We start from the raw sequence: 21,942 nt of genomic DNA, 5'->3' as shown, positions 1-21,942 counted from the left end.
AATACTCATTATTGGCGGCCGGATCAGGGTTTGATCCGGACTCCCCAGGGGTAGCGACCTACCTTGATCGATTTTATCACCTTCATCTTTTCTACATCGATCACGGAGACATCACCACTGATACCATTGGTGGTGAGTAAGCGGCTCTGATCGGCGTTAAAGTCCATATGCCAGACCCGGCGGCCTACCAGCAGATAGTCGATCACTTCGTAGGTTTTAGCATCGACAACTGCCACATGGTTGGCAGGTCCCAGTGCAATGAACGCATAGCGCCCATCATCGGACAGTTTTACGCCGACAGGCTGGATCTTATCCGGGTGAATTCCCTTGATTTTAAACGTTAACTTATGGCTTATCTGGCGACTGGCTACATCAATAACAGAGACCGTGCCGCCAATTTCAGATGACGCCCAGACAATATCACCTTTTTTATTAAACTCAACATGACGGGGGCGTTGATCAACCAGAGTGTTGTCCACCAGTTGATTGGTTTCGGTATCGATCCAGTGAACCATGTTCGTTGTTTCGCTGGTGCTCAACGCCCATTTGCCATCAGGACTGATCGCCATACCTTCCGGTTCAACGCCGACATCTATCTGGGCTAAAACTTCATGGGTCTGGGTATCGACAACGGTGACCAGAGCATCATCTTCATTGGCGATGTAGAGGCGTCGGTCATCCGGATGCAGCGCAAATTGTTCCGGATCTTCACCGGAGGGGAGTTGTGCGATAATACTGTGATCACTGAGGTTCATCACCTGTACAGTGTCAGAATCGCTGGCGCAAATATAAAGTTTGCTGCGGTCATGACTAAAGATAATTCCTCGGGGTCGTTCGCCAACCTCAAGCGTGTCGGTCACCTCAAGTGTGTCCAGATCGATAATCGATATGGTGTTGTCTTTTTCATTAGAAATATAAGCGGTTTCAGCCATTGCCTGATGACTGAATAGGGCAGCACTGAGCAGTGAGAGGGTCAGTGGCTGAAGAATTTTGGGTAAACATTTCATTGAACAGGTCCTGTTATTTTTGTTCTGATTAGTGTTAATTCACCGTATACGAGACTTTGCAGTTTGATTCCGGCTTATCAAAACCGAGCGTATCCAGATCAGTGACTGGGTGGAGAAACCCTTCCAGTGGTGGCTGGGCTACCAGTGATCGGGGTTGTACCAGTGGAATGGGTTGGCGTAACTGGCCGCTCCAGCTACGATAATTAAGCTTTCGTCCTTTAAAGGCCGCCAGCTGGAACTGGTCTGAATTGATGAAGTTAAACAGGGTTTCTGCGTCAGATGTTTTGGTTTGGGTGACCGCCTCGCCGATGGTTCTGACAGCGGCCCAGGCTGCATAATCTATACTGTTCATCCAGCGCTGATAGTTTTTTTCAAAGCGGCTTTGTAACTGTGCTGCGCCCCACTGTTCGACTACCCGGTGCCAGGCGACCGGGGTCAGCCCCTGAGTGCCGGCAACCGGTCTTGGGTACCAGGTGTTGTACATCACATATTCGCCGAAATCGCCCCGTTCATCGGCAACGACGACCAGGTCATATTCATCTGTCTGGGTGAACAGCGGGAGTTCACGCTGGGCGGTGCGGCGCAGATCGGTATCAAAACTCCAGGTTTTTTCTTCAACAATTTTCAGGCCAAAGCGTTTGGCGCTGCGTTTCAGGGCTTCTGCATAAGCCAGATCTTCAGGTTCAGAGCCTTTGATCAGCAGCCACCGCTTTAGTCGACGGGCATTACTCCACTGACCGAGCGCATCGGTCAGCATCGCCCGGCTTGGAATCGTATGCAGGGTGTTGCTGAGGCATTCCTCTGTGCGAAGTTCATCCTCATAGCTTCCGGCATTAAAGATAATGGCACCGTAGGGAGTGGCCAGCTTGTTAAGCTCGGTCAGTTCCTGTTTGGGCAGATTTGTAATCAGCAGTCTGAGGCCATCTTCCAGCCACTGTTGAGCTATTTGATTGACCTGTTCCGGCGTCTCTGCAAGTTCAGATAGCAGGGTGTAGTGCTGCTTCAGAAAGCGTCCGGTGGTGTTGTTGTCTTTTAATCCCAGTTCGGCACCGCTGAAGCCCCGGTCTTCCGGTTCAGGAATCAGGTTTGAGAGCACCGGCCCCTGGTGAGGGTGGTAGGCGATATAACCGATCCTGATCTCCTGGTTGTTTGCCAGCGCAGATAGACTGAATAGCGATCCGGTCAGCGCCCAGAGTAATATTTTTAGTGTACGCATATGCAAGCTCATCTGTGAGAGTCTTCACAGGATAGGTGGTACTGAAAGAGGGTTAAATATGCGGAAAGTACCGATCAATTAGTTCTGAAGTACTATTTTTTAAAAATCGCATCCGCTTAGCATTGTAAAGACATAATGATAAAAATGAGGAAGAAACATGTTAAGAGGAACTTTGCCGGCAACGCCATCTACAAGGTTGTCTGAGATTGTGCGAGGAAGTTTGAGTGGGATTGCCGTCATCTGTGTGGCGGCAGCGATTATGTTCAGTGGCAATCTGTATGCTGAGGGGGATCTGACCCAAAGGCCGCAACGGCTGGCCGAGCTGGTGATGGGTAGTGAAGAAAGTGACTATAGCTTGTCGGAAAAAACCTATGAACTCGAGACCGGTAAAGCCTACCGCCTTGAGATTGTTGCCAGTGGCTTAAAGCCTTATGCGCTTCGGGCGCCTGATTTCTTCTCCTCTGTCTATCTGCGTAAAGTGGAAGCCGGTGGGATGGAGATAAAAGCGTTGGGCCTGATGGAACTTGAATTTGAAGATGAGGGTTCTGCGGAGATCTTTTTTGTGCCGGTAAAGCCAGGAAAGTTTGAGTTTTATATCGCAGGTCTCAGGCATAAGGGTATGGAGGGGGTATTCGTTGTAAAGTGATCTTTAAAGCGTGTCGATCGCCTGGCTGGGGGCAATGATGAAAAAGATATCGTTATCGATGATTTTTACAGGGGTGTTGTCACTCACCGCGGTTGGTGGTTATGCCGCTGATAGTAATGCACTGCCAGATGAGTTTCTTGATGCCCGTCCCAGTAATCAGCTTTATATGGCCTATGCCGAGTTTAAGATGGGTCATCATCAGCTGGCCCGGCAGATGTGGCTGAATATTGGCGGCAGCGGCAGGTCTGAGGCGCTGTTTAATCTCGCCAACCTGTATACCCAGGGGGTCGGAGTAAGCAAAGACGCTCAGCGGGGCATTGAGCTTTACCGCGAGTCAGCTGAAGCGGGTAGTCGGGCGGCAGCCTATCAGCTGGGCCTGATCTATCTGCATTCTTCGTTTAAAAACCCTGAAGAGGCGCGTCATTGGCTGACGGTGGCGGCTTTAGATGGTGATAGTGATGCCGCAAGCCTGCTGGCTAGTCTGGAGAGTAATGATCCCGGGGATCCTCTGTCCCGGGTCGAGTCATTACTGATTAATGATGCAGCGGAACAGGCGCTGGAGCTGTTGCATTCACTGGCAGCTGCGACGCCTCCGGATGATCGCGCGGTCACACGACTGGCATGGCTGTATGAAAGCGGTCTGGCGGTTGAGCGCGATATCAACCGGGCAGCAGAACTGTTCTTGCAGGCGGCAGAGGCAGGTAATGCAGAAGCACAGTATGCTCTGTCGGTGATGTATCAGACTGGCGTAGGCCAGGGACAGGATAGTGCGTTAGCCGATCTATGGCTGCAACGGTCCGCTGTCCAGAACTACAAACCTGCGTTGGACAAGTTAGCTAACAGTCCCGATTAACGGACAGAGTTGACACTTCTGCTGCTCCTGCCGCTTAGCGGGACTGCAAAAAAATCTTCCTGCTTTACTGCCGGGTGTTTTACAGACTCATATCTATAGGACCTCATTCGGCTATTCAAGGGGCTGCTTTAACCGTTTTCTATCCGGCTGTTTATTGGCTTTTGTTACGTAAGTTCATGTTATTAAAAAGATAAAGAGTCTTGCTAAATTGTGGTTAGTACGAAGGTACTAGTTTTTCGACACCAAAGCAGAATTCAGGCTCTTTACCCTCCCGTTCTATTATCAAACCCATAGAGATCTACCGGTTTCTGAGTTGTTGGTATGTCACGCTCAGAACCCAAAGATTCAGGATTTAAAAAAAACTCTAATAAGACTGGTGATGTAAATGAGAATGCCAACTAAAACTCTGGGTGTTATTGCTGCAGGTTCACTTTCTGTGCTGCTGTCGGCGCAGGTTATGGCGCATGGTGATGTTACACCTCAATCAGTTGATACCCATCTACTGAAAGCATTGGGTGATGAGTGGCTGGATGAAAATCCGTATGGTGAGGATTATGAGAAGCACGATGTAGCCCTCGAGGTTGGCTTCTCCGCCTACACCCAGAACTGTGCTCGTTGTCATGGCCTGGAAGCTATTTCAGGTGGTATCGCCCCGGATCTGCGTTATCTCGAACCCGGTATCGAAGGTGATGACTGGTATAAGTATCGGGTGATTAATGGTGCGGTGCGTGATGGTCGTGTGTATATGCCAAAAATGGCGGATTACCTGAATCAGGAAGCGCTGTGGGCGATCCGCACCTGGTTAGTATCAGTAGCGACCACAGAGTAATTGGAGTCGGTTATGCGCATTATAGTCTTGCTGGTTGTATTGAGCCTGAGTTGGGCCGGTGCAGCTCAGGCGCGCCTTTACGATGATGTGATCGCCAGTGGTGTTATCTATATTGGCGCTTACAAAAACTTCCCACCTTACTCGTTTGAGAGCGAAGGCAAGCCGCAAGGTGTCGATATAGAGATTGGCCGTCGTATAGCAGAGGCCTTCGGCCTGAAGATGGAGGTGCACTGGATTACCCCGGATGAAAGTCTGGAAGATGATCTGCGCAACAATGTCTGGAAGGGCCACTATCTCGATAAAGACGAAGCCAATCCGCTGGCGATGAAACATCTCGCGGATGTGATGATGCGCGTACCTTATGACCGTGAATATGCTTTTAAGCGTGACGGTCAGGGGTTATTGATCAATGAGCAGGTGGTGCTCTTTGGTCCTTACCAGAGAGAACGCTGGCAGGTTGCGTTTGATAGCGAAAAGCTCGAGCGGGTGGGCACCGTGGCGGTGTTCCAGTATCACCCTATCGGCGTTGAGATCGATAGCTTGCCTGCATTTTATCTGACATCGGCCTTTGGCGGGCGGATGAGAGAAAACACAATTCACTTTTTTAACAATGCTGAAGCCTTTGCCGCGATGAAGGCTGGCAAGGTTGATGCGGTGATGGGGATGAGAGCCGAGGTCGACTGGCAGATCGGTAAGGAGCAAGGCACCCGTTACAAGCTGGCAGAAAATGGCTTTCCAACCATGGGCAAGCAGCAATGGGATATCGGTATGGCGGTTGCTCAAAGTTACCGCCAGCTGGGTAATGAGGTTGAGACTGTGGTTGATCAGTTGATCCGCAGTGGTGAAGTTGAAAAGATTTACGCCAGTTATAACCTGCGTTATGAGCTGCCCGGATTGTATCAGGATGTGGCTCAGTAACGAGTGCCAGGGGTTAGCCCGGAAAAATACAGTTTAACAGGAGAGGGCTTTGTCATGATCACTGCAATGCCCGGATTAATGCCGGTGCTCAAGGCTGAGTGCAAACTCTATTTTGATGGTCAGCATAACCGCTGGGTACTGAAAGGGCCGCAACAACTGATCTTCCCTGATCGGCTTACTCTGATAACGCTGCAGGCCTGTGATGGTTATTGCAGTGGTGCTCAGATAGCCCGCTCACTCGCTTCGTTTTCTGATCTGGATAATGTCACCGAGTTCGATGTCCTGGATGTATTGGAAGAGTTCGAACGGCGTGGTTTTTTATCGGTACTGAAGGCCTGAGCCCGGGTTTATTAACAATAATGGCAAGTATTACTACTAAGTAAGTATAAAACTCATTCCCCCGGTTAATTGTTGGAATGGGTGCAAGTTTACACAATGTCATCAGGTCTGGAATCTTTGCTCAGATCTGTTGAGAGTCAGAAAATAAGAACAATCCTTAATCAAGGAGCTACGCAATGAAGAAGTTCAGCGGCAGTTTTGCTGTGACAGCGCTGGTTGCAGCAATGTCAGTGTCGGGCCTGAGTCAGGCAAACGTAACCGATAAAGATATTCTGGATGATCAGAAAACAGTAGAGGATGTAGTATCCAACGGTATGGGGCCTCGTGGACAGCGCTATAGCCCGCTGGATATGATCAATACCGCTACTGTGAAAGATATGCGTCCGGTCTGGTCTTTCTCTTTCGGTGGGGAGAAACAACGGGGTCAGGAATCTCAGCCGATGGTAAAAGACGGGGTTATGTATGTAACCGCTTCTTATTCCCGGGTATTTGCAGTAGATACTAAAACCGGTGATGAGTTGTGGGAATACAATGCACGTCTGCCTGATGGCATCATGCCATGTTGTGACGTCATCAACCGGGGTGTTGCTCTGTACGAAGATCTGGTTATCTTCGGTACACTCGATGCCAAAATCGTTGCTCTGGATGCCAAGACCGGTAAAGTTAAGTGGAAAAAAACAGTTGCCGACTATAAAGAAGGCTACTCAATCACTGCAGCCCCTATGGTTGTGGATGGTAAGCTGATTACCGGTGTATCCGGTGGTGAGTTTGGTATCGTAGGTAAAGTAGAAGCTTATGATGCAAAAACCGGTAAGATTCTCTGGACCCGTCCGACTGTAGAAGGTCATATGGGTTATATCTGGAAAGATGGCAAGAAAGTTGAGAACGGTATCTCCGGTGGCCAGCCTGGTCAGACATGGCCTGGTGATCTGTGGAAGAGTGGTGGTGCAGCCACCTGGTTGGGCGGTACTTACGACCCTGATACCAACTCTCTGTTCATCGGTACCGGTAACCCGGCTCCCTGGAACTCCCATATGCGTCCGGGTGACAACCTGTTCTCCTCCTCACGTCTGGCGATCGATCCGGATACCGGCAAGATCAAATGGCATTTCCAGACCACGCCTCACGATGGTTGGGATTATGATGGTGTAAACGAGCTGATCTCCTTTGATTACCAGGAGGGTGGCAAAACCGTTAAGGCCGCAGCTACTGCTGACCGTAATGGCTTTATGTATGTCCTGAACCGTACTAACGGTGACTTCATCCGCGGCTTCCCGTTTGTTGATGAGATCACCTGGGCGAAAGGTCTGGATAAGAAGGGTCGTCCGATCTATAACGATACTTTCCGTCCGGGTAATCCTTCTGCCGGTGAAGATGGCAACAAGGGCTCGGTGGTGCGTGCTGTCCCGGCCTTCCTGGGTGGTAAGAACTGGATGCCAATGGCTTACAGCCAGCAGACTGAGCTGTTCTACGTACCTTCAAACGAATGGGCGATGGATATCTGGAACGAGCCGACTGCATACAAAAAAGGTGCTGCCTATCTGGGTGCCGGTTTCACCATCAAGCCTACGAATGAAGAGCACATTGGTGTTCTGCGGGCGATGGATCCTAAAACCGGAAAAGAGGTATGGCGTTATAAGAACTACTCTCCACTCTGGGGTGGTGCTCTGACAACGGCCGGTAACCTGGTATTCATCGGAACACCTGAGGGATACCTGAAAGGTTTTGATGCTAAAACAGGTGAGCTGAAATATGAGTTCAATACCGGTTCCGGTATCGTTGGCTCTCCAATCACCTGGAAGCAGGATGGCGAGCAGTTCATCTCTGTTGTGTCCGGTTGGGGTGGTGCGGTACCACTGTGGGGCGGTGAAGTTGCTAAGCGTGTTAAACACCTGAACCAGGGTGGATCAGTCTGGACCTTCAAACTACCTAAGTCTTAATGTCTGGTAGCTTGACTGTTAGACCCATTGATAGCGAGTAAGATGAAAAGGCCGGTGCAGATGCATCGGCCTTTTTTTGTTCTTTAATCAGAGGTTTGCTTACTACAGAGCTACAGAGTACCTCGCTACAGAAATATACGGCTTAACGCTTTTCCTGGTGTGCTCGGTGGTCTGTGGTGAATGAATCGTATGCGTAGTGTATGGGCAGTCAGCTTTTACTCAGCGGCCAGAATATCACAGCTGTAAAACGCGCCATCGCCTTCATCAAGGGTTTTGACCAGCTGGGGCAGCAGGGTTTTCATATGTTCAAACAGTGTCCAGGGCGGGTTGATGACGATCATTCCGGAGGCGGTCATTCCCCGTTCCTGTGAATCGGGCTCCAGCCCCAGTTCAAAGCGCTGAATATTAGGGATGCCACTGTTAATAAATAATTTTTCCAGTTTACGAATGCGGTGACGTTCAACCACCGGATACCAGAGCGCGTAGGTGCCGGTGGCAAACTTCTTGTGGGCATTCTTGAGCACTTTAAACACCTGATCGTAATCGCTCTTCATCTCATAAGAGGGGTCCATCAAAACCAGCGCCCGCCGGGAGGTGGGTGGCAGCAGTGACAGAAGGCCTTCCAGACTGTCCTGATTCAAGACATTGATACGTCGGTTTTCCCGGGTATTCCGGCTGAGCAGTTTGAAATCGGTCGGATGCAGCTCATACAGGGTTGCCCGATCCTGAGGGCGCATAAAATGGCTGGCGATCATGGGTGAACCGGGATAAAAGCGTAACCCGCCTTTAGGGTTGCAGCTGCGAATCGCGGCAAAATAGCTGGCGAGAGCTGGCCACTGTTCAGCTTTGAGTTTGCCAATGCCGTTGCGGTATTCCCCCAGCTTGTCTGCTTCATCCGAGTACAGATCATAAAGTCCGGCACCTGCGTGGGTGTCGATATAGTCAAATGGCTTATCTTTTTTGATCAGGTGTTCGAGAATCTCTGTCAGTACGACATGTTTTAGAAGGTCGGCAAAGTTGCCTGCATGAAATGAGTGTCGATAACTTAGCAAAGCGGTATCCTGATCTGTGAGTTTGGGGTCATTTTTTTAATAGTGCTATCTGCAACAAGCTCTCTATAACAGAGCTGTTCTTTATAACAGGTCTTCGATAAACCAGGCAGAGAACGCGTGGCGTCCCGGCGTGCCGGATTTTTGATACACTGATGAGGCCTGCTGACGGATAGTTTTCTCCGCCGTGCCTCGCAACGCGGCGATCTCTTTAAGACTATAGCCTTTGAGCAGCATGATGCCGATATCCCGTTCACTGCCTGTGAGTTGCCATTCGGTGAACTGTTCATTAATGGCATGGCTCAGCTGTTGCCGGGCTGCAAGTACAGCAACTGATTCCGGCACCGGCATATTTTTAACCTCTTCCAGATCACTCAGAAGACGGCTGATTTTGCGTTTTTTCACAACGTTATCGTAGATAAGCAGACAGAGGATCAGCAGTGCGCACAGGAGAATGGTAATCTCCTGTATCAGATGAGTCATCCCCGCACCATGCGATAGGTCTGCTACGATATCGCTACCACTGGCGATGACGACCAAGGCCAGAAACAGCATCAACAGATAATCCTGAATGAAATTCTTAAGCACTACAAATCCTTGTCATATTTCTTGTTATATCATCTCTCCGGCAGATGCCGGATCGATTTGTTGTTGTGATTGAGGAATTATAAAGCAGTGAGACTTAAATATTTCTGATTTTTCTTTGTTTATTTATCCAGGATAGGATTATGTCTGAAAAAGTGTACGTATGGGATAAGTTTGTGCGTTCGTTTCACTGGTCGCTGGTGGCACTGTTTGCTATCAGTTATGTGTCGGCAGAAGAGATCGAATGGCTGCATGTTTATTCGGGTTATACCATTGCCGGGCTGGTTGTATTGCGCCTTATCTGGGGAGTGATCGGCACCCGTCATGCGAGATTCACCGACTTTGTTCCATCGGTTTCTGTGACTAAGGCCTATATTTCGGGTATCCGATCCGGTAAGCCAAAGCACTACCTGGGGCATAACCCGCTGGGTGGCCTGATGGTCGTTGCCTTTCTGGTTATGCTGGCGCTGATTACTCTGAGTGGGATGAAACTGTACGCGGTGACAGAGGGTAAAGGCCCGCTGGCTGCAGCGCCACAGATTCATCTCATCAGTCCTGCCTATGCAGACGATGATGACCATGAAGGACGGGGCGAAGGTGAGGGCGATGAGTTCTGGAAGGATATCCATGAGCTTGCGGTTAACCTGATGGTGTTATTGATTCTTTTGCATGTCGCAGGTGTTGTCATCTCCAGCCGGATACATAATGAGTCGCTGGTTAAGTCAATGCTGGATGGCTATAAGGAAAAGCACTAGATTCTGCCGCAGTACTGCCTTAATCCTGCTTTAAGTCGTAGTGATACAGCAATTAAGTGGGTTTTACTTGTTAAAAGCTGGCCTCGGTGTCAGGGTTGCAGATAGCGAGTCTGGCAACAGACTCTCTTTATCTGAATCCGATACTACATGGAGTTCCGATTGCCTGTTCTATTGGAGGAGAGGGAGTCGCTGCGAGGGGCTGAATGTCGGCAGTGAAGGCCTGATCTATGTTAGCTGCGACACGCAGTCTTTATCTGAATAAAACTAAATTACTGGTCACCATCGCTGCGGTTGTCGGTGTGCTTATCAGTATTATTGCTTACCAGTTCAGTGCGTCACTTGAGCATCAGCAGTTACATTCTGAGGTGGCCCGGTTAGGTGCCGAACAGCGGGCAAAATTTCAGAGTGGGGTAAGCCGTACCGTTGAAATTCTCGACGCCGTCGGCAGTTTTATCTCCCAAAGCGACAACCTCAGTCGCCAGTCATTTGGCCTATTCGTCCAGCCTATCGTTCAACATCACCCTGAGCTTTGGGCGGTTAACTGGATTCCCCGTATTGGCAAAGAACAGCGTGACTGGTTTGAAACTAAATTAGCTCAACAGGGCTTTCCGGGTGGCATAACCGCACTTAATCAGCAGGACAGTTCAGTTTTTCCATCCCCGCAACATGACGTGTACTATCCGGTTTTCTATTCAGAACCCCTGGATAAAAACCGCTGGGTGATCGGTTTAAATGCCTATTCAAGAGATATTAATGCTCCGGTGATTGATGCACTGTTAACTGGTAATGAGCAATATTTGTCAACTGCGCCACTTCATCTGGTTAATGAAGATAACGGTAGTCTGGCATTGATCTACTTCCGTCCGGTCTATGAACATCAACCGTCGGGTATTGTTGTCCTGAAGGGGTTTGTTACGGCGCTGATACAGCCGCAGATACTGCTGAATGAGTTGTCTCCGGCTAATTCGGAGATGGTGATGCGGTTATATGATGTGACTAAAGGGGGGTCGGTCGAGATCGCCGCAACCGCAAAACCTGATCAGGTGATCTCAACGGCTTCCTATAGCTCTGAGTTTCTAGCACTCGGCCGAAGCTGGCGATTGCAGGCCTGGAATGCTGTATTGCAAGTGGAGGCGAAACAGGGCAAAGCACAGTGGGTTCTGTTGTCAGGGCTTCTGTTAACGCTGCTTATCGTGACTGTACTTTTTTGGCTGGCACGCTCACATCGTCAGATTTTATTAGAGCGCGATCTGGCGCAGAATTATCTGGATACGGTTGAAACGATTATGCTGATGCTGAACCGTCAGGGTGATATCCAGATGATTAATCGAAAAGGGAGTGAGGTGCTTGGCTTCAATATTGGGAATCTCTTGGGTGTGAACTGGTTCAGTAGTCACTTTCTGGCAGATAGTCAGGGCGAGCGGAGAAGTTTTGAGGCGCTGTTTGATAACGATTTGCCGGCCAATGATCTGTATAAAAGTGAAAGTGAAATTCGCAGCCGGGATGGTCAGCTAAGGCTGATCTCCTGGAGTAATAAGCTGCGACTGGATGGCAATAACAGGATTGTCGGAGTGCTCTGTGCGGGTGTGGATATCACTGAGCAACGAAGAATTGAGGTGCTGGATCAGCTTCGCAGCCGGGCGATGAAAGCGGCTTTGCAGGGCGCGTCGCTGAGTTACGTTCTCAATCTTGTTCTTAAGGGTATAGAGCAGCAAAACCCAGGTGCACTGTGTTCAATTTTATTGTTGGATGACAGCGGGCAACGGCTGTTGAGTTGTGCAGGCCCGTCGCTACCTAAAGAGTTTGATGAGGCTGTTCACGGTGTCCAGATCGGTGAGGGGGTTGGCTCTTGTGGTACCTCTGCTTACAGACGTGAACGGGTGATAGTCGAAGATATTGAAACCCACCCCTTCTGGACTGAATTCAGTGATCTTGCACTCGGTTATAACCTTCGGAGCTGCTGGTCAGAGCCTATTTTTGGTAAGAAAAACCGTTTGCTCGGTACCTTTGCTGTTTATCACCAGTTTATGTCTCAGCCCACCAGTGCAGATCTCGAACTGACAGAAAGTATGGCTGAATTTGTCAGTATCCTGATCGAAGAGTTTCAGGTTGAAGCAGCATTGACAAGAATGGCCACTACTGATGATCTGACCGGGCTGAATAACCGGCGCAAACTATTTGAGATACTGGCGGCTGAATTCAAACGCTCCCGGCGGTATGAGCGTCCCTTGAGCCTGTGTATGGTCGATCTTGATTACTTTAAAAAGGTGAATGATCAGTATGGACATGACGCTGGAGATCGGGTGCTGCAAGCTGTTGCAAAAACTATCGTTGAAGTATTGCGAGAGAGTGATTTTGCCGGACGTATAGGGGGTGAGGAGTTTGCCCTGTTACTGCCGGATACCTGCTTGCAGAGCGCAGCGCGGGTGGCGGAACGTTTACGCCGCCAGGTTGAGCAGATTGTGGTGACGCTTGAAACTGGCGAGTATGTTATTCTGACCTGTTCTATCGGGGTTGCAGAGTATCATAGAGGTTTAGAACAGGCGTCAGAGCTGCTTTCCTGTGCAGACCAGCATCTTTACTACGCCAAAGCGCATGGCCGTAACTGTATCAGCACCGGGTCGGAACAACTGTCGGTTGCTCCAGATGAAGCTGGCAGTAGCTGATCAGTTGCTGCGTCAGCTTTTGTCCGGTCTGTGTCGCCAGGTTCCAGCTGTGCCAGTAGAGGGGGATTTCAAGGCTATGGCTTACGGCTATCTCCTGTACATGACCCGATTCTAGCAATGATTGCATCTGCAGATCAGGCGCCATTCCCCAGGCGAACCCTCGTCTGATGAGTTCAATAAAGGCTTCAGAGGAGGGCACCCGATGGCGGGGATAATCCTGAACACCGGGATAGTAACGGTTAATAAAGTTGTCCTGCAGATCATCTTTTTCGTTGAATTCAACCGCCGGGGCCTGTTCCAGTGCTGCAACTGAAACGCCATCAGCAAAGTAGCGATGGATAAAGCCGGGACTGGCCAGCGCCAGATAGCGGCTGATGCCAAGATACACGGCATTGCTGCCCTGTAATGGTTTACTACTGGCGCTGATGCAGCCCAATACATCTCCCGATTTCAATAACTGATGGGTCTGATCCTGATCATCGACTCTGAGATCAAGCAGTATCTGACTCTGTTCCAGCAGGGGGTGCATCGCATCCAAAAACCAGGTCGCCAGGGTGTCTGCATTCAATCCTATCGTCAGCTTAGTAAAGCCCTCAGCCTCATTATTACCCAGGCTATGTAACAATTCACGCTGTAGCAAGGTGACCTGATGATAATGACGCTGCAGCTTTTCACCTGCGTCGGTCAGACGCAATGGCTGGCTGCGCACCAGCAGTAGCTGACCGGCTGATTCCTCCAGTTGTCTGACCCGCTGTGATATTGCGGACTGAGTCAGAAACAGACGTTTTGCGGCACGCTCAAAACTCTGTTCTTCCATGACGGTAGCCAGTGCCTGTAATTGGCGATAATCAAACATAGATCCTCACTTCAGATAGGCCCTCAGGATAGCCCAGTCGAATGTGCTGGTTTGCTAGAGCGGCGTGTTAAAAGCGTTATTAGAGATTCTAATGAGTTATAAATATTATTAGTTTTACTAATCTTTGTCGATTCCATATTCTGCTCTGGTCAATCCCGACCTCGACCTATCATCGGAATATTAGTGTCTATGTTGTTATCGCTACCCGCCCCTTTTCTGACCGGTCTGGCCACCAGTGCCGGACTGATAATTGCTATTGGTGCGCAAAACGCCTTTGTTCTGAGTCAGGGGGTGCGACGGGAGTATCACTGGTCAATTGCGGCGCTCTGCAGTTTGATTGATGCGTTGCTGATAACCGCCGGTATTGCCGGAATGGGCGTGTTGATCGGTCAGTCCGAGCTGATGTTAATGCTGATCAGTTGGGCCGGCGGTGCCTTTTTGTTGTGGTACGGTGCTAATGCGCTTCGTTCCGCGCTGCGCAGTGAAACGCTGACGGTTTCTGGCAGGCAGTTCTCTGGTCTGCGCTCTGCGTTGCTGACCACCCTGGCTCTGAGCCTGATGAACCCTCACGTATATCTGGATACGGTCGTGCTGTTGGGTAGTATTGGTGGTCGTTATCCGGATGAGGAGCGCTACTGGTTTGGTGCCGGGGCTGCGCTCTTTTCGTTTATCTGGTTTTTCTCGCTGAGTCTGGGGGCTCGCTGGCTGGCGCCGCTGTTTCGCAAGCCGATCAGCTGGCGTATTCTGGATGCGGTTGTGTGTCTGATGATGTGGACCCTGGCGGGCCTGTTGCTGAGTGGCAACCTCAGCCCCTGAACTTCAAGGACTGAGGTTAAGTGTCTAATTGCTTATGTTTCAACGCTTATGTTTAGCGCTTGGTTGTTGTCCTATTGACGATTTGAGACAGGTCGGTCACCAGCCGGGCGAGATCATTAATCGCCTGGTTGGTATTATTGATCGAGTCTTTGTTGCTGTCTGATATATCGCGAATAGAGATGATGCTGCGGCTCAGGCTTTCAGCAGTATCATTCTGTTCATCAGCCGCCACCGCGATCTGCTGACTCTGATCCGAGATCTTATCCAGCGACTGGCTTAGCTGATCAAAGGCTTGTCCCGCGGTCTCTGCGCGGCTAATGCTGTCTTTCGCCTGAGCATGGGTTTTGCTCATCGTATCTGCGGTATTGCGCACCTGTACTTGTACCGCGCCGATACTTGATTTGATCTGTTCAGTCGCCTTTTGGGTGCGAATGGCTAACTCCCGCACCTCATCCGCTACCACCGCAAAGCCACGGCCATTATCACCGGCTCTGGCCGCTTCGATGGCGGCATTGAGTGCCAGCAGGTTAGTCTGGTTGGCAATATCGTTGATGATGGTGGTGATATGGCCGATCTCTTCGGTCTGAACATGTAATTGTTCTGACAACTCAGCTGACTGCTCTACTTCAGCGGCCAACAGTTCAATGGTTTTCAGCATATCATTGATGGTGGTTCTGCCGGTCTGAGCTTCCAGCGCTGCCTGATGGGTTACATCAGAGGTGCGTGCGGTATTTTCTGCGACATTATGGGAAGAGGACGCCATCTCTGTACTGGCGGACGCCAGCATATCGCTTTCCAGGTTTTGTTGTTCAATGCCGGTTGTTGTTTTGCTCAGGCTTTGATTAGTGATATCCATCACTCCTTTGAGCGTTGATATCGCATCTTCAACCCGTCCGGTAACAGTATGCAATTTGGCTTCAAGTAGCTGAATGCTAATGTTAAATGCCCCCACCTCATCCATCCGACCGGTTATGGCCCGCTGCGAAAGGGGATTGTCATAGACTTTCAGCGCCTGCTTGAGGCTGTTTTGCAATGGCGTTAACTGCCAATAGACGCCGGCCGTAAAGACGCTTGTCAGTACGCCGGATAGCAGCAACCTTAAGGTTGCATCCAGCGGGGTAATATTAACCAGCGTGGTGGCCAGTAATCCGATAAAAACGGTGGCGAGAATGCGGTGGCTCAATTGAGTGCGGGATAGTGATAACCGTTTTGGCTTGGCGTTGATCTGGTCGTAGAATGCTTGTGCTTGCTGTTTTACTTCGTTGGGAAGCCTGCTGCGTACGGATTGATAACCCACTTTTTTGCCGTCGTTATCATATTGCGGTGTAACGTAAGCCAGAACCCAGTAGTAGTCGCCATTTTTACAGCGATTTTTGACGGGGCCAGCCAGGGTTTATCTGCCTTTAGATTAGTCCAGAGGTCGGCAAACGCCGCTGCGGGCATATCCGGGTGGCGGACAATATTGTGGGGTTGGCCTACCAGTTCCTCGCGGCTATAGCCTGCGATATCAATAAAATTCTGGTTTGCATAGGTGATGCATCCCGTCAGGCTAGTAGTCGAAATTAAGCGGCTACCTTCAGCAAAATCCCGTTCTTTACCATGTGTATTGTCTACCATGACAAAAACCTCACAATATTATTTTTTTGCTCTGAAACCGCTGTGAGTTGTTTTGTAACCGGACAGTACAGCGATGAAGGCTCAATTCATTGTAGGTATATTTTCCAGCGGTTGCTAAGCCTTTGTCCTCAAAGTGGTTGCTAAGTCTTAAGCTTAAAAAGTAGTACTAAATGACTAATTTTTCTGTGCCAAGGGAGCATAGGTAAAAAACAGGCTTATTAGCTACTATGAAGTGGTAGTCAAACGGCCCGCAAAGAAAGTGCGGTGTATAACAAAAAGAGAGGCATGGACAATGATTTACGCACAGCCAGGAACCGAAGGTTCTGTTGTTTCCTTTAAAGAACGTTACGAAAACTATATCGGTGGCGAGTGGGTTGCTCCGGTTAATGGACAATACTTCGATAATATTTCACCTGTAAATGGTCAGGTGTTCTGTCAGATTCCACGCTCCGATGCTGATGATATTAATCTTGCGCTTGATGCTGCCCATGCCGCTAAGGACGCCTGGGGTAAGACATCTGTCACTGAGCGCTCTAATATACTGTTAAAAATCGCTGACCGTATTGAGCAAAACCTTGAGTTGCTGGCGGTTGCTGAAACCTGGGATAACGGTAAAGCCGTCCGTGAAACCATGGCTGCCGACGTACCGCTGTGTGTTGATCACTTCCGTTACTATGCCGGTTGTATCCGTGCGCAGGAAGGTTCTATCGGTGAGATTGATCAGAATACCGTTTCTTATCAGTTCCATGAGCCTCTGGGTGTTGTTGGTCAGATCATTCCGTGGAACTTCCCGCTGCTGATGGCTGCCTGGAAACTGGCACCAGCACTGGTTACCGGTAACTGTGTTGTTATGAAGCCGGCAGAACAAACCCCTGCCTCTATTCTTAAACTGATGGAAGTCATCGGTGATCTGCTGCCACCGGGTGTGCTGAATATCGTCAATGGCTTCGGTAAAGAGGCGGGTGAAGCGCTGGCCACTAGCACTCGTATTGCTAAAATTGCCTTTACCGGTTCGACCCCTGTCGGTTCTCATATCCTGAAATGTGCGGCTGAAAATATCATTCCATCAACGGTTGAGCTGGGTGGTAAGTCGCCTAACGTATTCTTCGCCGATGTCATGGATCAGGAAGATGAGTTCGTTAGCAAAGCTGTAGAAGGTGCTGTTCTGGCATTCTTTAACCAGGGTGAAGTCTGTACCTGTCCTTCACGTTTGCTGATTCAGGAAAGCATTTATGATGCGTTCATCGCTAAAGTGATTGAGCGTGCTAATCAGATTAAACGCGGCAACCCGCTGGATACCGACACTATGGTCGGTGCGCAGGCTTCTCAGCAGCAGTTTGACAAAATTATGTCATACATGGAAATCGGTAAGTCTGAAGGCGCTGAATTCCTGATTGGTGGCGATGTTCATGCTAACGAAGGTGAGTTTGGTTCTGGCTATTACGTTCAGCCTACGCTGATGAAGGGTCACAACAAAATGCGCGTATTCCAGGAAGAGATTTTCGGACCTGTTGTCGCTGTTACAACCTTCAAAGATGAAGCTGAAGCGCTTGAAATCGCTAACGATACTGAGTTTGGCCTGGGTGCCGGTGTCTGGACCCGCGATATGAATGTCTCTTTCCGTATGGGTCGTGGTATTCAGTCCGGTCGAGTTTGGACTAACTGTTACCATCTGTATCCTGCGCATGCTGCATTCGGTGGTTACAAGAAGTCTGGTGTAGGTCGTGAGACTCACAAGATGATGCTGGATCATTATCAGCAGACCAAGAACCTGTTGGTTAGCTACGATATCAACCCACTTGGATTCTTCTAAGTTGATTGGATAGATCTATTGTATTCCCTGGGGTAGTTCGCTACCCCGCTTCTCAGTCTCCTGTCGTCGTTGGAGATTCGCACCGCACCTGCTGGTAATGAGCAGGCTGCACTCCGCTGCCGGTATTGCAGTACATGCCGGTTAATAACGGTGTTCTTTGGCGGCCTATGGCCGCCTTTTTTTAATACGTGTCATTCTGAGTAGTTTCTAAGTCGCTCAAACTATACGCCTGCATATGGCTCAACTAATCTGATTAACAATAATACGTTTTCGGTTGTTTGGGCGATTCCGGGGTGGCAATGGACTTCACAAGAAAGCTGCGTAATTCGGGCCTATATCAATTCTGGCTGATGACTGCTGTGCTAGTTTCTCTGCTGGCAGGGGTGTTTGCCTATTTTTGTATTACCAGCCAACATTACACCAATACCCATTTCGAAAACCTGCAGGCCTCAATTGAGCTGAACATTAATCGCCGTTTGCAGAGCGAAGTGGTGGATGCCGCTCACTTTATCGATGCCAGGTATCATGGTGCAGAGCAGGTTATTATGACCCGCTCTCAGCATGAAGTGCTTGAGGCAGTGGAGGTGATGAACAGCCTTTACCAGCAATACCATAATAAAATGCCCGAGGCACAACTTAAGACATTATTACTTAATGCATTGAGGGGTGTGCGGTTTTTTAACGGCAGAGGCTACCTGTTTATCGCTGATCAGACAGGTAAAAGTTTACTTTCACCACTTCAACCTGAGCTTGAAAACAGTTCAATATTAGATCTAAAAGATGATCAGGGAACCTATTTTGTGCGCCGCATCCTGCAGGTCGGGCGTTCACAAGGTGGGCGGGGTTATGTGAGGTATCGCTGGTATTCTCCTGCTGATCAATCTGCTATGCGTGAAAAAATAGCGTTTATCGCGCGCTTCGAACCCTTTAACTGGTTAGTCGGTACTGGCGACTATGTGTCTAAGATAAAGGAAGACCTGCAACAGGAGGTTGTTGATTACCTTACGAGTATTCAGTTTGGTAATGATGGCTATATCTCTGTGATAGAGCGCAACGGCAAGGTCATCGCTGGTAAAGGGCTTAACCGTTTTGTTGGTCTGCAACTCTCCCGGCTGGATAGTGGCGGTGACCGTGATCGAATTGCCGGGTTACTGAGTAAGGTTGAAACGGAAGGATTTATTCGCACTGACTGGTATCAGGTGAATGGTCAGACAGTGGATAATCAACTGGTCTATGTTCGACCTCTGCCAGTATGGGACTGGATTTTAGTTGCCGGAGTTTACACCGATCCATCGCTTAAACTTCTGCAGGAACAGCGACAGGTTATTCGTGAGCACCAAGAGGAGAGCAACATTACTCTGCTAGTGCTATTTGTGCTGGTGTTGTTTATCGCTTTTCTGCTGGTACGTTATTACTCCCGTGGTTTGCGGATAGTTTTTAGTGATTTTCAGGCTAACCTTGATCAGAAAAATATCACGCTGAGTGAGAATGCCCGCTCTCTGGAGATCAGCCGGCGGATAGTCGATGCTGCCCATGAGGGTATTATGATCACCGATGCGGATAACCGTATTATCCAGATTAACGACTCGTTTACCCGGATTACGGGTTATCTGTTTGACGATGTGAAAGGTAAAAATCCGAGTATTCTTCGCTCATCCGCCCATGATTTCACATTTTATCAGGAGATGTGGAGCGCCCTCGATAAAGAGGGCGAGTGGCATGGCGAGGTGTGGAATGTGCGCAAGAACGGCACGGTCTATCCTCAGGCCCTGTCGATCACCTGTTATCGCAATCAGCAAGGTGAAATTGAGAACTATATCGGTACCTTCACCGACATTAGTCAGCGTAAAGCGTTTGAAGAACAGCTGGAACATCTGGCGCAAAGTGATTCCCTCACCGATCTGCCTAACCGACGTTCACTGAGTAGCCGCCTGCAACATGAGCTGAGCGTTTTGAAACGCCATCCCGAGCGACAGATAGGGGTGATCTTTATGGATCTCGATTTTTTTAAGCAGATCAACGATACCTATGGTCACGGGATTGGAGATCAGGTTCTGATTGTTATCGCCCGACGTCTGCGAGACACGGTGAGAGCTATTGATATGGTGAGTCGGGTGGGGGGAGATGAGTTTGTTATCTTGCTGGGTAATCAGTCCGGAGATATGAAAGAAACAGCAGTACAGCTGTCTGAGCGAATTCTTGCTGCGGTTTCGGAGCCGCTGAGCGTTGCTGGCGAATCACTATTATTGACTGCCAGTCTTGGGATTGCATTGGCACCTGCTGATACCGACGACGATACCCGGCTGATGGAATATGCTGATCTGGCTCTTTATCAGGCGAAGCAGGAAGGACGTAACAATTTCAGAACTTTCGCGCAGTGGATGGCGGGAGAACAGCCTCATTGATTGATCAAGGCCCTGTTTTTACCCGGCGTTACGCCCTTAATATTTGACTTAGTTAAGTTGTTTCCTGATTATGCTGCATTAAATTATTGTTAGCATGAGATAAATTTTCTATGCCAGTCATCTGGAGATCGCAAATATCAACCGGGAATGATCTGATCGATCTTGATCACAAGTATCTGATAGCACTCTTTAACTCGGTAGAATTAGCGATCAGTAAACCTGAAAATCTGAAGTACTTGCCAATATTTTTCCGTGAACTGGTGGATTACACCCGCGAACATTTTAGTCGGGAGGAAAAGATTCAGATCAAGATTCGCTACCCTTACTATGCGGAGCATAAGCAGGAGCATCAGCAGATTGTTGAGCATCTGGAACAGCTCTACCGCAAAATACTGGAAGTCGTTGGGGGCGGCGATACGCCGATCAGCATCGATGAGTTTAATAAGCATTTGAACACCGATATTATCAATTTAGCGCGGGAGTGGGTGATTGATCATCTCATCAAAACCGATGGCAAGATGGCGGTATTTTTGCGCAAACATCCTCAGGATCTGAGTTGATTTAACCCGATAGCTAAAAGCGAACCGAATTGTGCTGATCATTTCCAATAATGTCTCGATCCCGGATGATGAGATCGAACTGAATGCCATTCGTGCTCAGGGCAGCGGAGGACAGAATGTTAATAAAGTCTCCTCAGCGATCCATCTTCGTTTTGATATTAACGCATCCTCTTTGCCTGAATTCTATAAAGAACGATTGCTGCAGCTGAAAGATTCCCGGATTACCAAAGAGGGGATCATAGTGATCAAAGCGCAGCAGTTTCGCACTCAGGAGAAAAACCGGGATGATGCATTACAACGGCTGCAGTTATTAATCAAAAGTGTATCGATCGTACAAAAGGCACGTCAGGCAACGAAGCCCAGCCGTTCAGCCAAACGTAAGCGGGTGGACAGTAAAACCAAGCGGGGACAGGTTAAGTCTTTACGGGGTCGTGTTACCGATTAGACGGTGACAGATTATTAAAAGGAACGGGAAAAAACGATGAAAATGATTAAACAGCTGAGTTTTTTGATGGCGATGGGGATAACCGTGATCAGTCTGCAGGGCTGTTCGCCTGAAGTGGGCACAAAAGCCTGGTGTGAAGCCCTGAAAGAGAAGCCTAAGGGTGACTGGTCAGCAAATGAAGCGAAAGACTTTGCTAAGCACTGTATTTTTAACTAACTGATAGTGTTCAAGAAACCTCCTGATGGAGGTTTTTTTATAGACTAAAACAGGAGTGGTTTTAGTTCCAAAGTACCATATGGGTTTTGCCGCTCACTTCATATGATTAAACACAGTCACAAGACTGGAAAAATCTAATAACAACCAGAGGTAATGCATATGTGGACTAAACCAGCTTATACAGATCTGCGTATCGGTTTTGAAGTAACAATGTACTTCGCTAACCGCTAAGCAATCTATCAAGCTCCGCCTTAGGGTGGAGCTTTTTAGTTTTTATACTGTTCATTTTTAGTGCTGTTTGTTTTAGTACTCACAGCCACACCGATAAGATAATAATAACAATGAAAATTCAGATTCTAGGTTCCGCAGCGGGCGGCGGCTTTCCTCAGTGGAACTGTAACTGCCGCAACT

At 49.0% G+C, this 21,942-nt stretch carries 22 protein-coding genes; 15 read left to right on the top strand and 7 right to left on the bottom strand.

Annotated features, from left to right (window positions below; translation table 11 throughout):
- Positions 1-23: 23 nt before the first annotated feature.
- Positions 24-1,007 carry a YVTN family beta-propeller repeat protein gene (locus tag Q0499_RS01910; RefSeq protein WP_299195430.1) on the bottom strand — a complete coding sequence of 328 codons (984 nt, stop codon included), beginning with the start codon at positions 1,005-1,007 and terminating at the stop codon, positions 24-26.
- 34 nt (positions 1,008-1,041) lie between these two features.
- Positions 1,042-2,223, bottom strand: a complete 1,182-nt coding sequence (locus Q0499_RS01905; protein ID WP_299195426.1) for an ABC transporter substrate-binding protein — start codon at positions 2,221-2,223, stop codon at positions 1,042-1,044.
- Between the two features lie 157 nt (positions 2,224-2,380).
- Here Q0499_RS01905 and Q0499_RS01900 point away from each other — a divergent pair, with 157 nt between their 5' ends.
- The 6 genes from Q0499_RS01900 (at position 2,381) to Q0499_RS01875 (ending at position 7,748) form a co-directional block, all read left to right on the top strand.
- Entirely contained in the window at positions 2,381-2,869 is a 489-nt protein-coding gene (locus tag Q0499_RS01900; protein ID WP_299195423.1) for a copper-binding protein, read from the top strand.
- 37 nt (positions 2,870-2,906) lie between these two features.
- Positions 2,907-3,722, top strand: a complete 816-nt coding sequence (locus Q0499_RS01895; RefSeq protein WP_299195420.1) for a tetratricopeptide repeat protein — start codon at positions 2,907-2,909, stop codon at positions 3,720-3,722.
- Positions 3,723-4,107: 385 nt separating this feature from the next.
- Positions 4,108-4,551 (top strand): cytochrome c-550 PedF, encoded by a 444-nt coding sequence (gene pedF, locus Q0499_RS01890; protein ID WP_299195417.1) that lies wholly within the window; start codon positions 4,108-4,110, stop codon positions 4,549-4,551.
- Positions 4,552-4,563: 12 nt separating this feature from the next.
- Entirely contained in the window at positions 4,564-5,469 is a 906-nt protein-coding gene (locus tag Q0499_RS01885; protein ID WP_299195414.1) for a transporter substrate-binding domain-containing protein, read from the top strand.
- Positions 5,470-5,523: 54 nt separating this feature from the next.
- Complete coding sequence (locus Q0499_RS01880) at positions 5,524-5,808, top strand: hypothetical protein (protein ID WP_299195411.1); 285 nt, start codon at positions 5,524-5,526, stop codon at positions 5,806-5,808.
- A 176-nt stretch (positions 5,809-5,984) separates the two neighbouring features.
- On the top strand, positions 5,985-7,748 hold the full coding sequence (locus tag Q0499_RS01875) for a PQQ-dependent methanol/ethanol family dehydrogenase (RefSeq protein ID WP_299195409.1): 1,764 nt from the start codon (positions 5,985-5,987) through the stop codon (positions 7,746-7,748).
- A gap of 215 nt (positions 7,749-7,963) precedes the next feature.
- On the opposite strand, the gene rlmJ is transcribed toward Q0499_RS01875, so the two are convergent.
- Positions 7,964-8,800, bottom strand: coding sequence for a 23S rRNA (adenine(2030)-N(6))-methyltransferase RlmJ (gene rlmJ / locus Q0499_RS01870; protein ID WP_299195406.1), 837 nt, complete (start codon positions 8,798-8,800; stop codon positions 7,964-7,966).
- Between the two features lie 81 nt (positions 8,801-8,881).
- Entirely contained in the window at positions 8,882-9,385 is a 504-nt protein-coding gene (locus Q0499_RS01865) for a DNA-binding response regulator (protein WP_299195403.1), read from the bottom strand.
- Between the two features lie 140 nt (positions 9,386-9,525).
- Between Q0499_RS01865 and Q0499_RS01860 the strand changes: the two genes are divergently transcribed.
- Positions 9,526-10,137, top strand: a complete 612-nt coding sequence (locus Q0499_RS01860; RefSeq protein ID WP_299195400.1) for a cytochrome b/b6 domain-containing protein — start codon at positions 9,526-9,528, stop codon at positions 10,135-10,137.
- A gap of 227 nt (positions 10,138-10,364) precedes the next feature.
- Complete coding sequence (locus Q0499_RS01855; RefSeq protein WP_299195397.1) at positions 10,365-12,803, top strand: diguanylate cyclase; 2,439 nt, start codon at positions 10,365-10,367, stop codon at positions 12,801-12,803.
- On the opposite strand, the gene Q0499_RS01850 is transcribed toward Q0499_RS01855, so the two are convergent.
- Positions 12,748-13,659 carry a LysR family transcriptional regulator ArgP gene (locus Q0499_RS01850; protein WP_299195393.1) on the bottom strand — a complete coding sequence of 304 codons (912 nt, stop codon included), beginning with the start codon at positions 13,657-13,659 and terminating at the stop codon, positions 12,748-12,750. The genes Q0499_RS01855 and Q0499_RS01850 overlap by 56 nt on opposite strands.
- A 189-nt stretch (positions 13,660-13,848) precedes the next feature.
- Between Q0499_RS01850 and Q0499_RS01845 the strand changes: the two genes are divergently transcribed.
- A complete protein-coding gene (locus Q0499_RS01845) occupies positions 13,849-14,475 on the top strand; it encodes a LysE/ArgO family amino acid transporter (protein ID WP_299195688.1) in 627 nt (208 codons plus the stop codon).
- Positions 14,476-14,527: 52 nt separating this feature from the next.
- On the opposite strand, the gene Q0499_RS01840 is transcribed toward Q0499_RS01845, so the two are convergent.
- Together Q0499_RS01840 and Q0499_RS01835 are read right to left on the bottom strand one after the other, a co-directional pair.
- On the bottom strand, positions 14,528-15,772 hold the full coding sequence (locus Q0499_RS01840) for a methyl-accepting chemotaxis protein (RefSeq protein WP_299195391.1): 1,245 nt from the start codon (positions 15,770-15,772) through the stop codon (positions 14,528-14,530).
- Positions 15,730-16,092, bottom strand: a complete 363-nt coding sequence (locus Q0499_RS01835; protein WP_299195388.1) for a PAS domain-containing protein — start codon at positions 16,090-16,092, stop codon at positions 15,730-15,732. Before Q0499_RS01835 ends, Q0499_RS01840 begins: the two co-directional genes overlap by 43 nt.
- A gap of 292 nt (positions 16,093-16,384) precedes the next feature.
- Between Q0499_RS01835 and Q0499_RS01830 the strand changes: the two genes are divergently transcribed.
- The 6 genes from Q0499_RS01830 to pqqA all read left to right on the top strand — a co-directional run bounded on the left by Q0499_RS01830 (position 16,385) and on the right by pqqA (position 21,762).
- On the top strand, positions 16,385-17,905 hold the full coding sequence (locus Q0499_RS01830) for an aldehyde dehydrogenase family protein (protein WP_299195385.1): 1,521 nt from the start codon (positions 16,385-16,387) through the stop codon (positions 17,903-17,905).
- 299 nt (positions 17,906-18,204) lie between these two features.
- Positions 18,205-20,310, top strand: coding sequence for a cache domain-containing protein (locus Q0499_RS01825; RefSeq protein ID WP_299195383.1), 2,106 nt, complete (start codon positions 18,205-18,207; stop codon positions 20,308-20,310).
- A 110-nt stretch (positions 20,311-20,420) separates the two neighbouring features.
- Complete coding sequence (locus tag Q0499_RS01820) at positions 20,421-20,870, top strand: hemerythrin family protein (protein WP_299195380.1); 450 nt, start codon at positions 20,421-20,423, stop codon at positions 20,868-20,870.
- Between the two features lie 31 nt (positions 20,871-20,901).
- Positions 20,902-21,315 carry an alternative ribosome rescue aminoacyl-tRNA hydrolase ArfB gene (gene arfB / locus Q0499_RS01815; RefSeq protein ID WP_299195378.1) on the top strand — a complete coding sequence of 138 codons (414 nt, stop codon included), beginning with the start codon at positions 20,902-20,904 and terminating at the stop codon, positions 21,313-21,315.
- Positions 21,316-21,351: 36 nt separating this feature from the next.
- Positions 21,352-21,531: a DUF3012 domain-containing protein gene (locus Q0499_RS01810; protein ID WP_299195376.1), complete on the top strand. Its 180-nt coding sequence runs from the start codon at positions 21,352-21,354 to the stop codon at positions 21,529-21,531.
- A gap of 159 nt (positions 21,532-21,690) precedes the next feature.
- Positions 21,691-21,762: a pyrroloquinoline quinone precursor peptide PqqA gene (pqqA, locus tag Q0499_RS01805; protein WP_003243383.1), complete on the top strand. Its 72-nt coding sequence runs from the start codon at positions 21,691-21,693 to the stop codon at positions 21,760-21,762.
- Positions 21,763-21,942 lie beyond the last annotated feature (180 nt).

Source organism: uncultured Amphritea sp. (assembly GCF_937127095.1).
Taxonomy (GTDB): Bacteria; Pseudomonadota; Gammaproteobacteria; order Pseudomonadales; family Balneatricaceae; genus Amphritea.
Note: the sequence above shows the minus strand (reverse complement) of the source record. Positions and strands in the feature narration are given on the sequence as shown.

Excerpts from the sequence above, each read along its gene's own strand:
- Q0499_RS01895 (WP_299195420.1), top strand. The coding sequence starts at position 2,907 with ATGAAAAAGATATCGTTATCGATGATTTTTACAGGGGTGTTGTCACTC.
- Q0499_RS01885 (WP_299195414.1), top strand. The coding sequence starts at position 4,564 with ATGCGCATTATAGTCTTGCTGGTTGTATTGAGCCTGAGTTGGGCCGGT.
- Q0499_RS01810 (WP_299195376.1), top strand. The coding sequence starts at position 21,352 with ATGAAAATGATTAAACAGCTGAGTTTTTTGATGGCGATGGGGATAACC.
- Q0499_RS01820 (WP_299195380.1), top strand. The coding sequence starts at position 20,421 with ATGCCAGTCATCTGGAGATCGCAAATATCAACCGGGAATGATCTGATC.
- Q0499_RS01860 (WP_299195400.1), top strand. The coding sequence starts at position 9,526 with ATGTCTGAAAAAGTGTACGTATGGGATAAGTTTGTGCGTTCGTTTCAC.
- Q0499_RS01850 (WP_299195393.1), bottom strand. The coding sequence starts at position 13,659 with ATGTTTGATTATCGCCAATTACAGGCACTGGCTACCGTCATGGAAGAA.
- Q0499_RS01880 (WP_299195411.1), top strand. The coding sequence starts at position 5,524 with ATGATCACTGCAATGCCCGGATTAATGCCGGTGCTCAAGGCTGAGTGC.
- Q0499_RS01855 (WP_299195397.1), top strand. The coding sequence starts at position 10,365 with ATGTTAGCTGCGACACGCAGTCTTTATCTGAATAAAACTAAATTACTG.
- Q0499_RS01825 (WP_299195383.1), top strand. The coding sequence starts at position 18,205 with ATGGACTTCACAAGAAAGCTGCGTAATTCGGGCCTATATCAATTCTGG.
- Q0499_RS01905 (WP_299195426.1), bottom strand. The coding sequence starts at position 2,223 with ATGCGTACACTAAAAATATTACTCTGGGCGCTGACCGGATCGCTATTC.
- Q0499_RS01875 (WP_299195409.1), top strand. The coding sequence starts at position 5,985 with ATGAAGAAGTTCAGCGGCAGTTTTGCTGTGACAGCGCTGGTTGCAGCA.
- pedF (WP_299195417.1), top strand. The coding sequence starts at position 4,108 with ATGAGAATGCCAACTAAAACTCTGGGTGTTATTGCTGCAGGTTCACTT.
- Q0499_RS01910 (WP_299195430.1), bottom strand. The coding sequence starts at position 1,007 with ATGAAATGTTTACCCAAAATTCTTCAGCCACTGACCCTCTCACTGCTC.
- Q0499_RS01830 (WP_299195385.1), top strand. The coding sequence starts at position 16,385 with ATGATTTACGCACAGCCAGGAACCGAAGGTTCTGTTGTTTCCTTTAAA.
- Q0499_RS01835 (WP_299195388.1), bottom strand. The coding sequence starts at position 16,092 with ATGGTAGACAATACACATGGTAAAGAACGGGATTTTGCTGAAGGTAGC.
- Q0499_RS01845 (WP_299195688.1), top strand. The coding sequence starts at position 13,849 with ATGTTGTTATCGCTACCCGCCCCTTTTCTGACCGGTCTGGCCACCAGT.
- Q0499_RS01900 (WP_299195423.1), top strand. The coding sequence starts at position 2,381 with ATGTTAAGAGGAACTTTGCCGGCAACGCCATCTACAAGGTTGTCTGAG.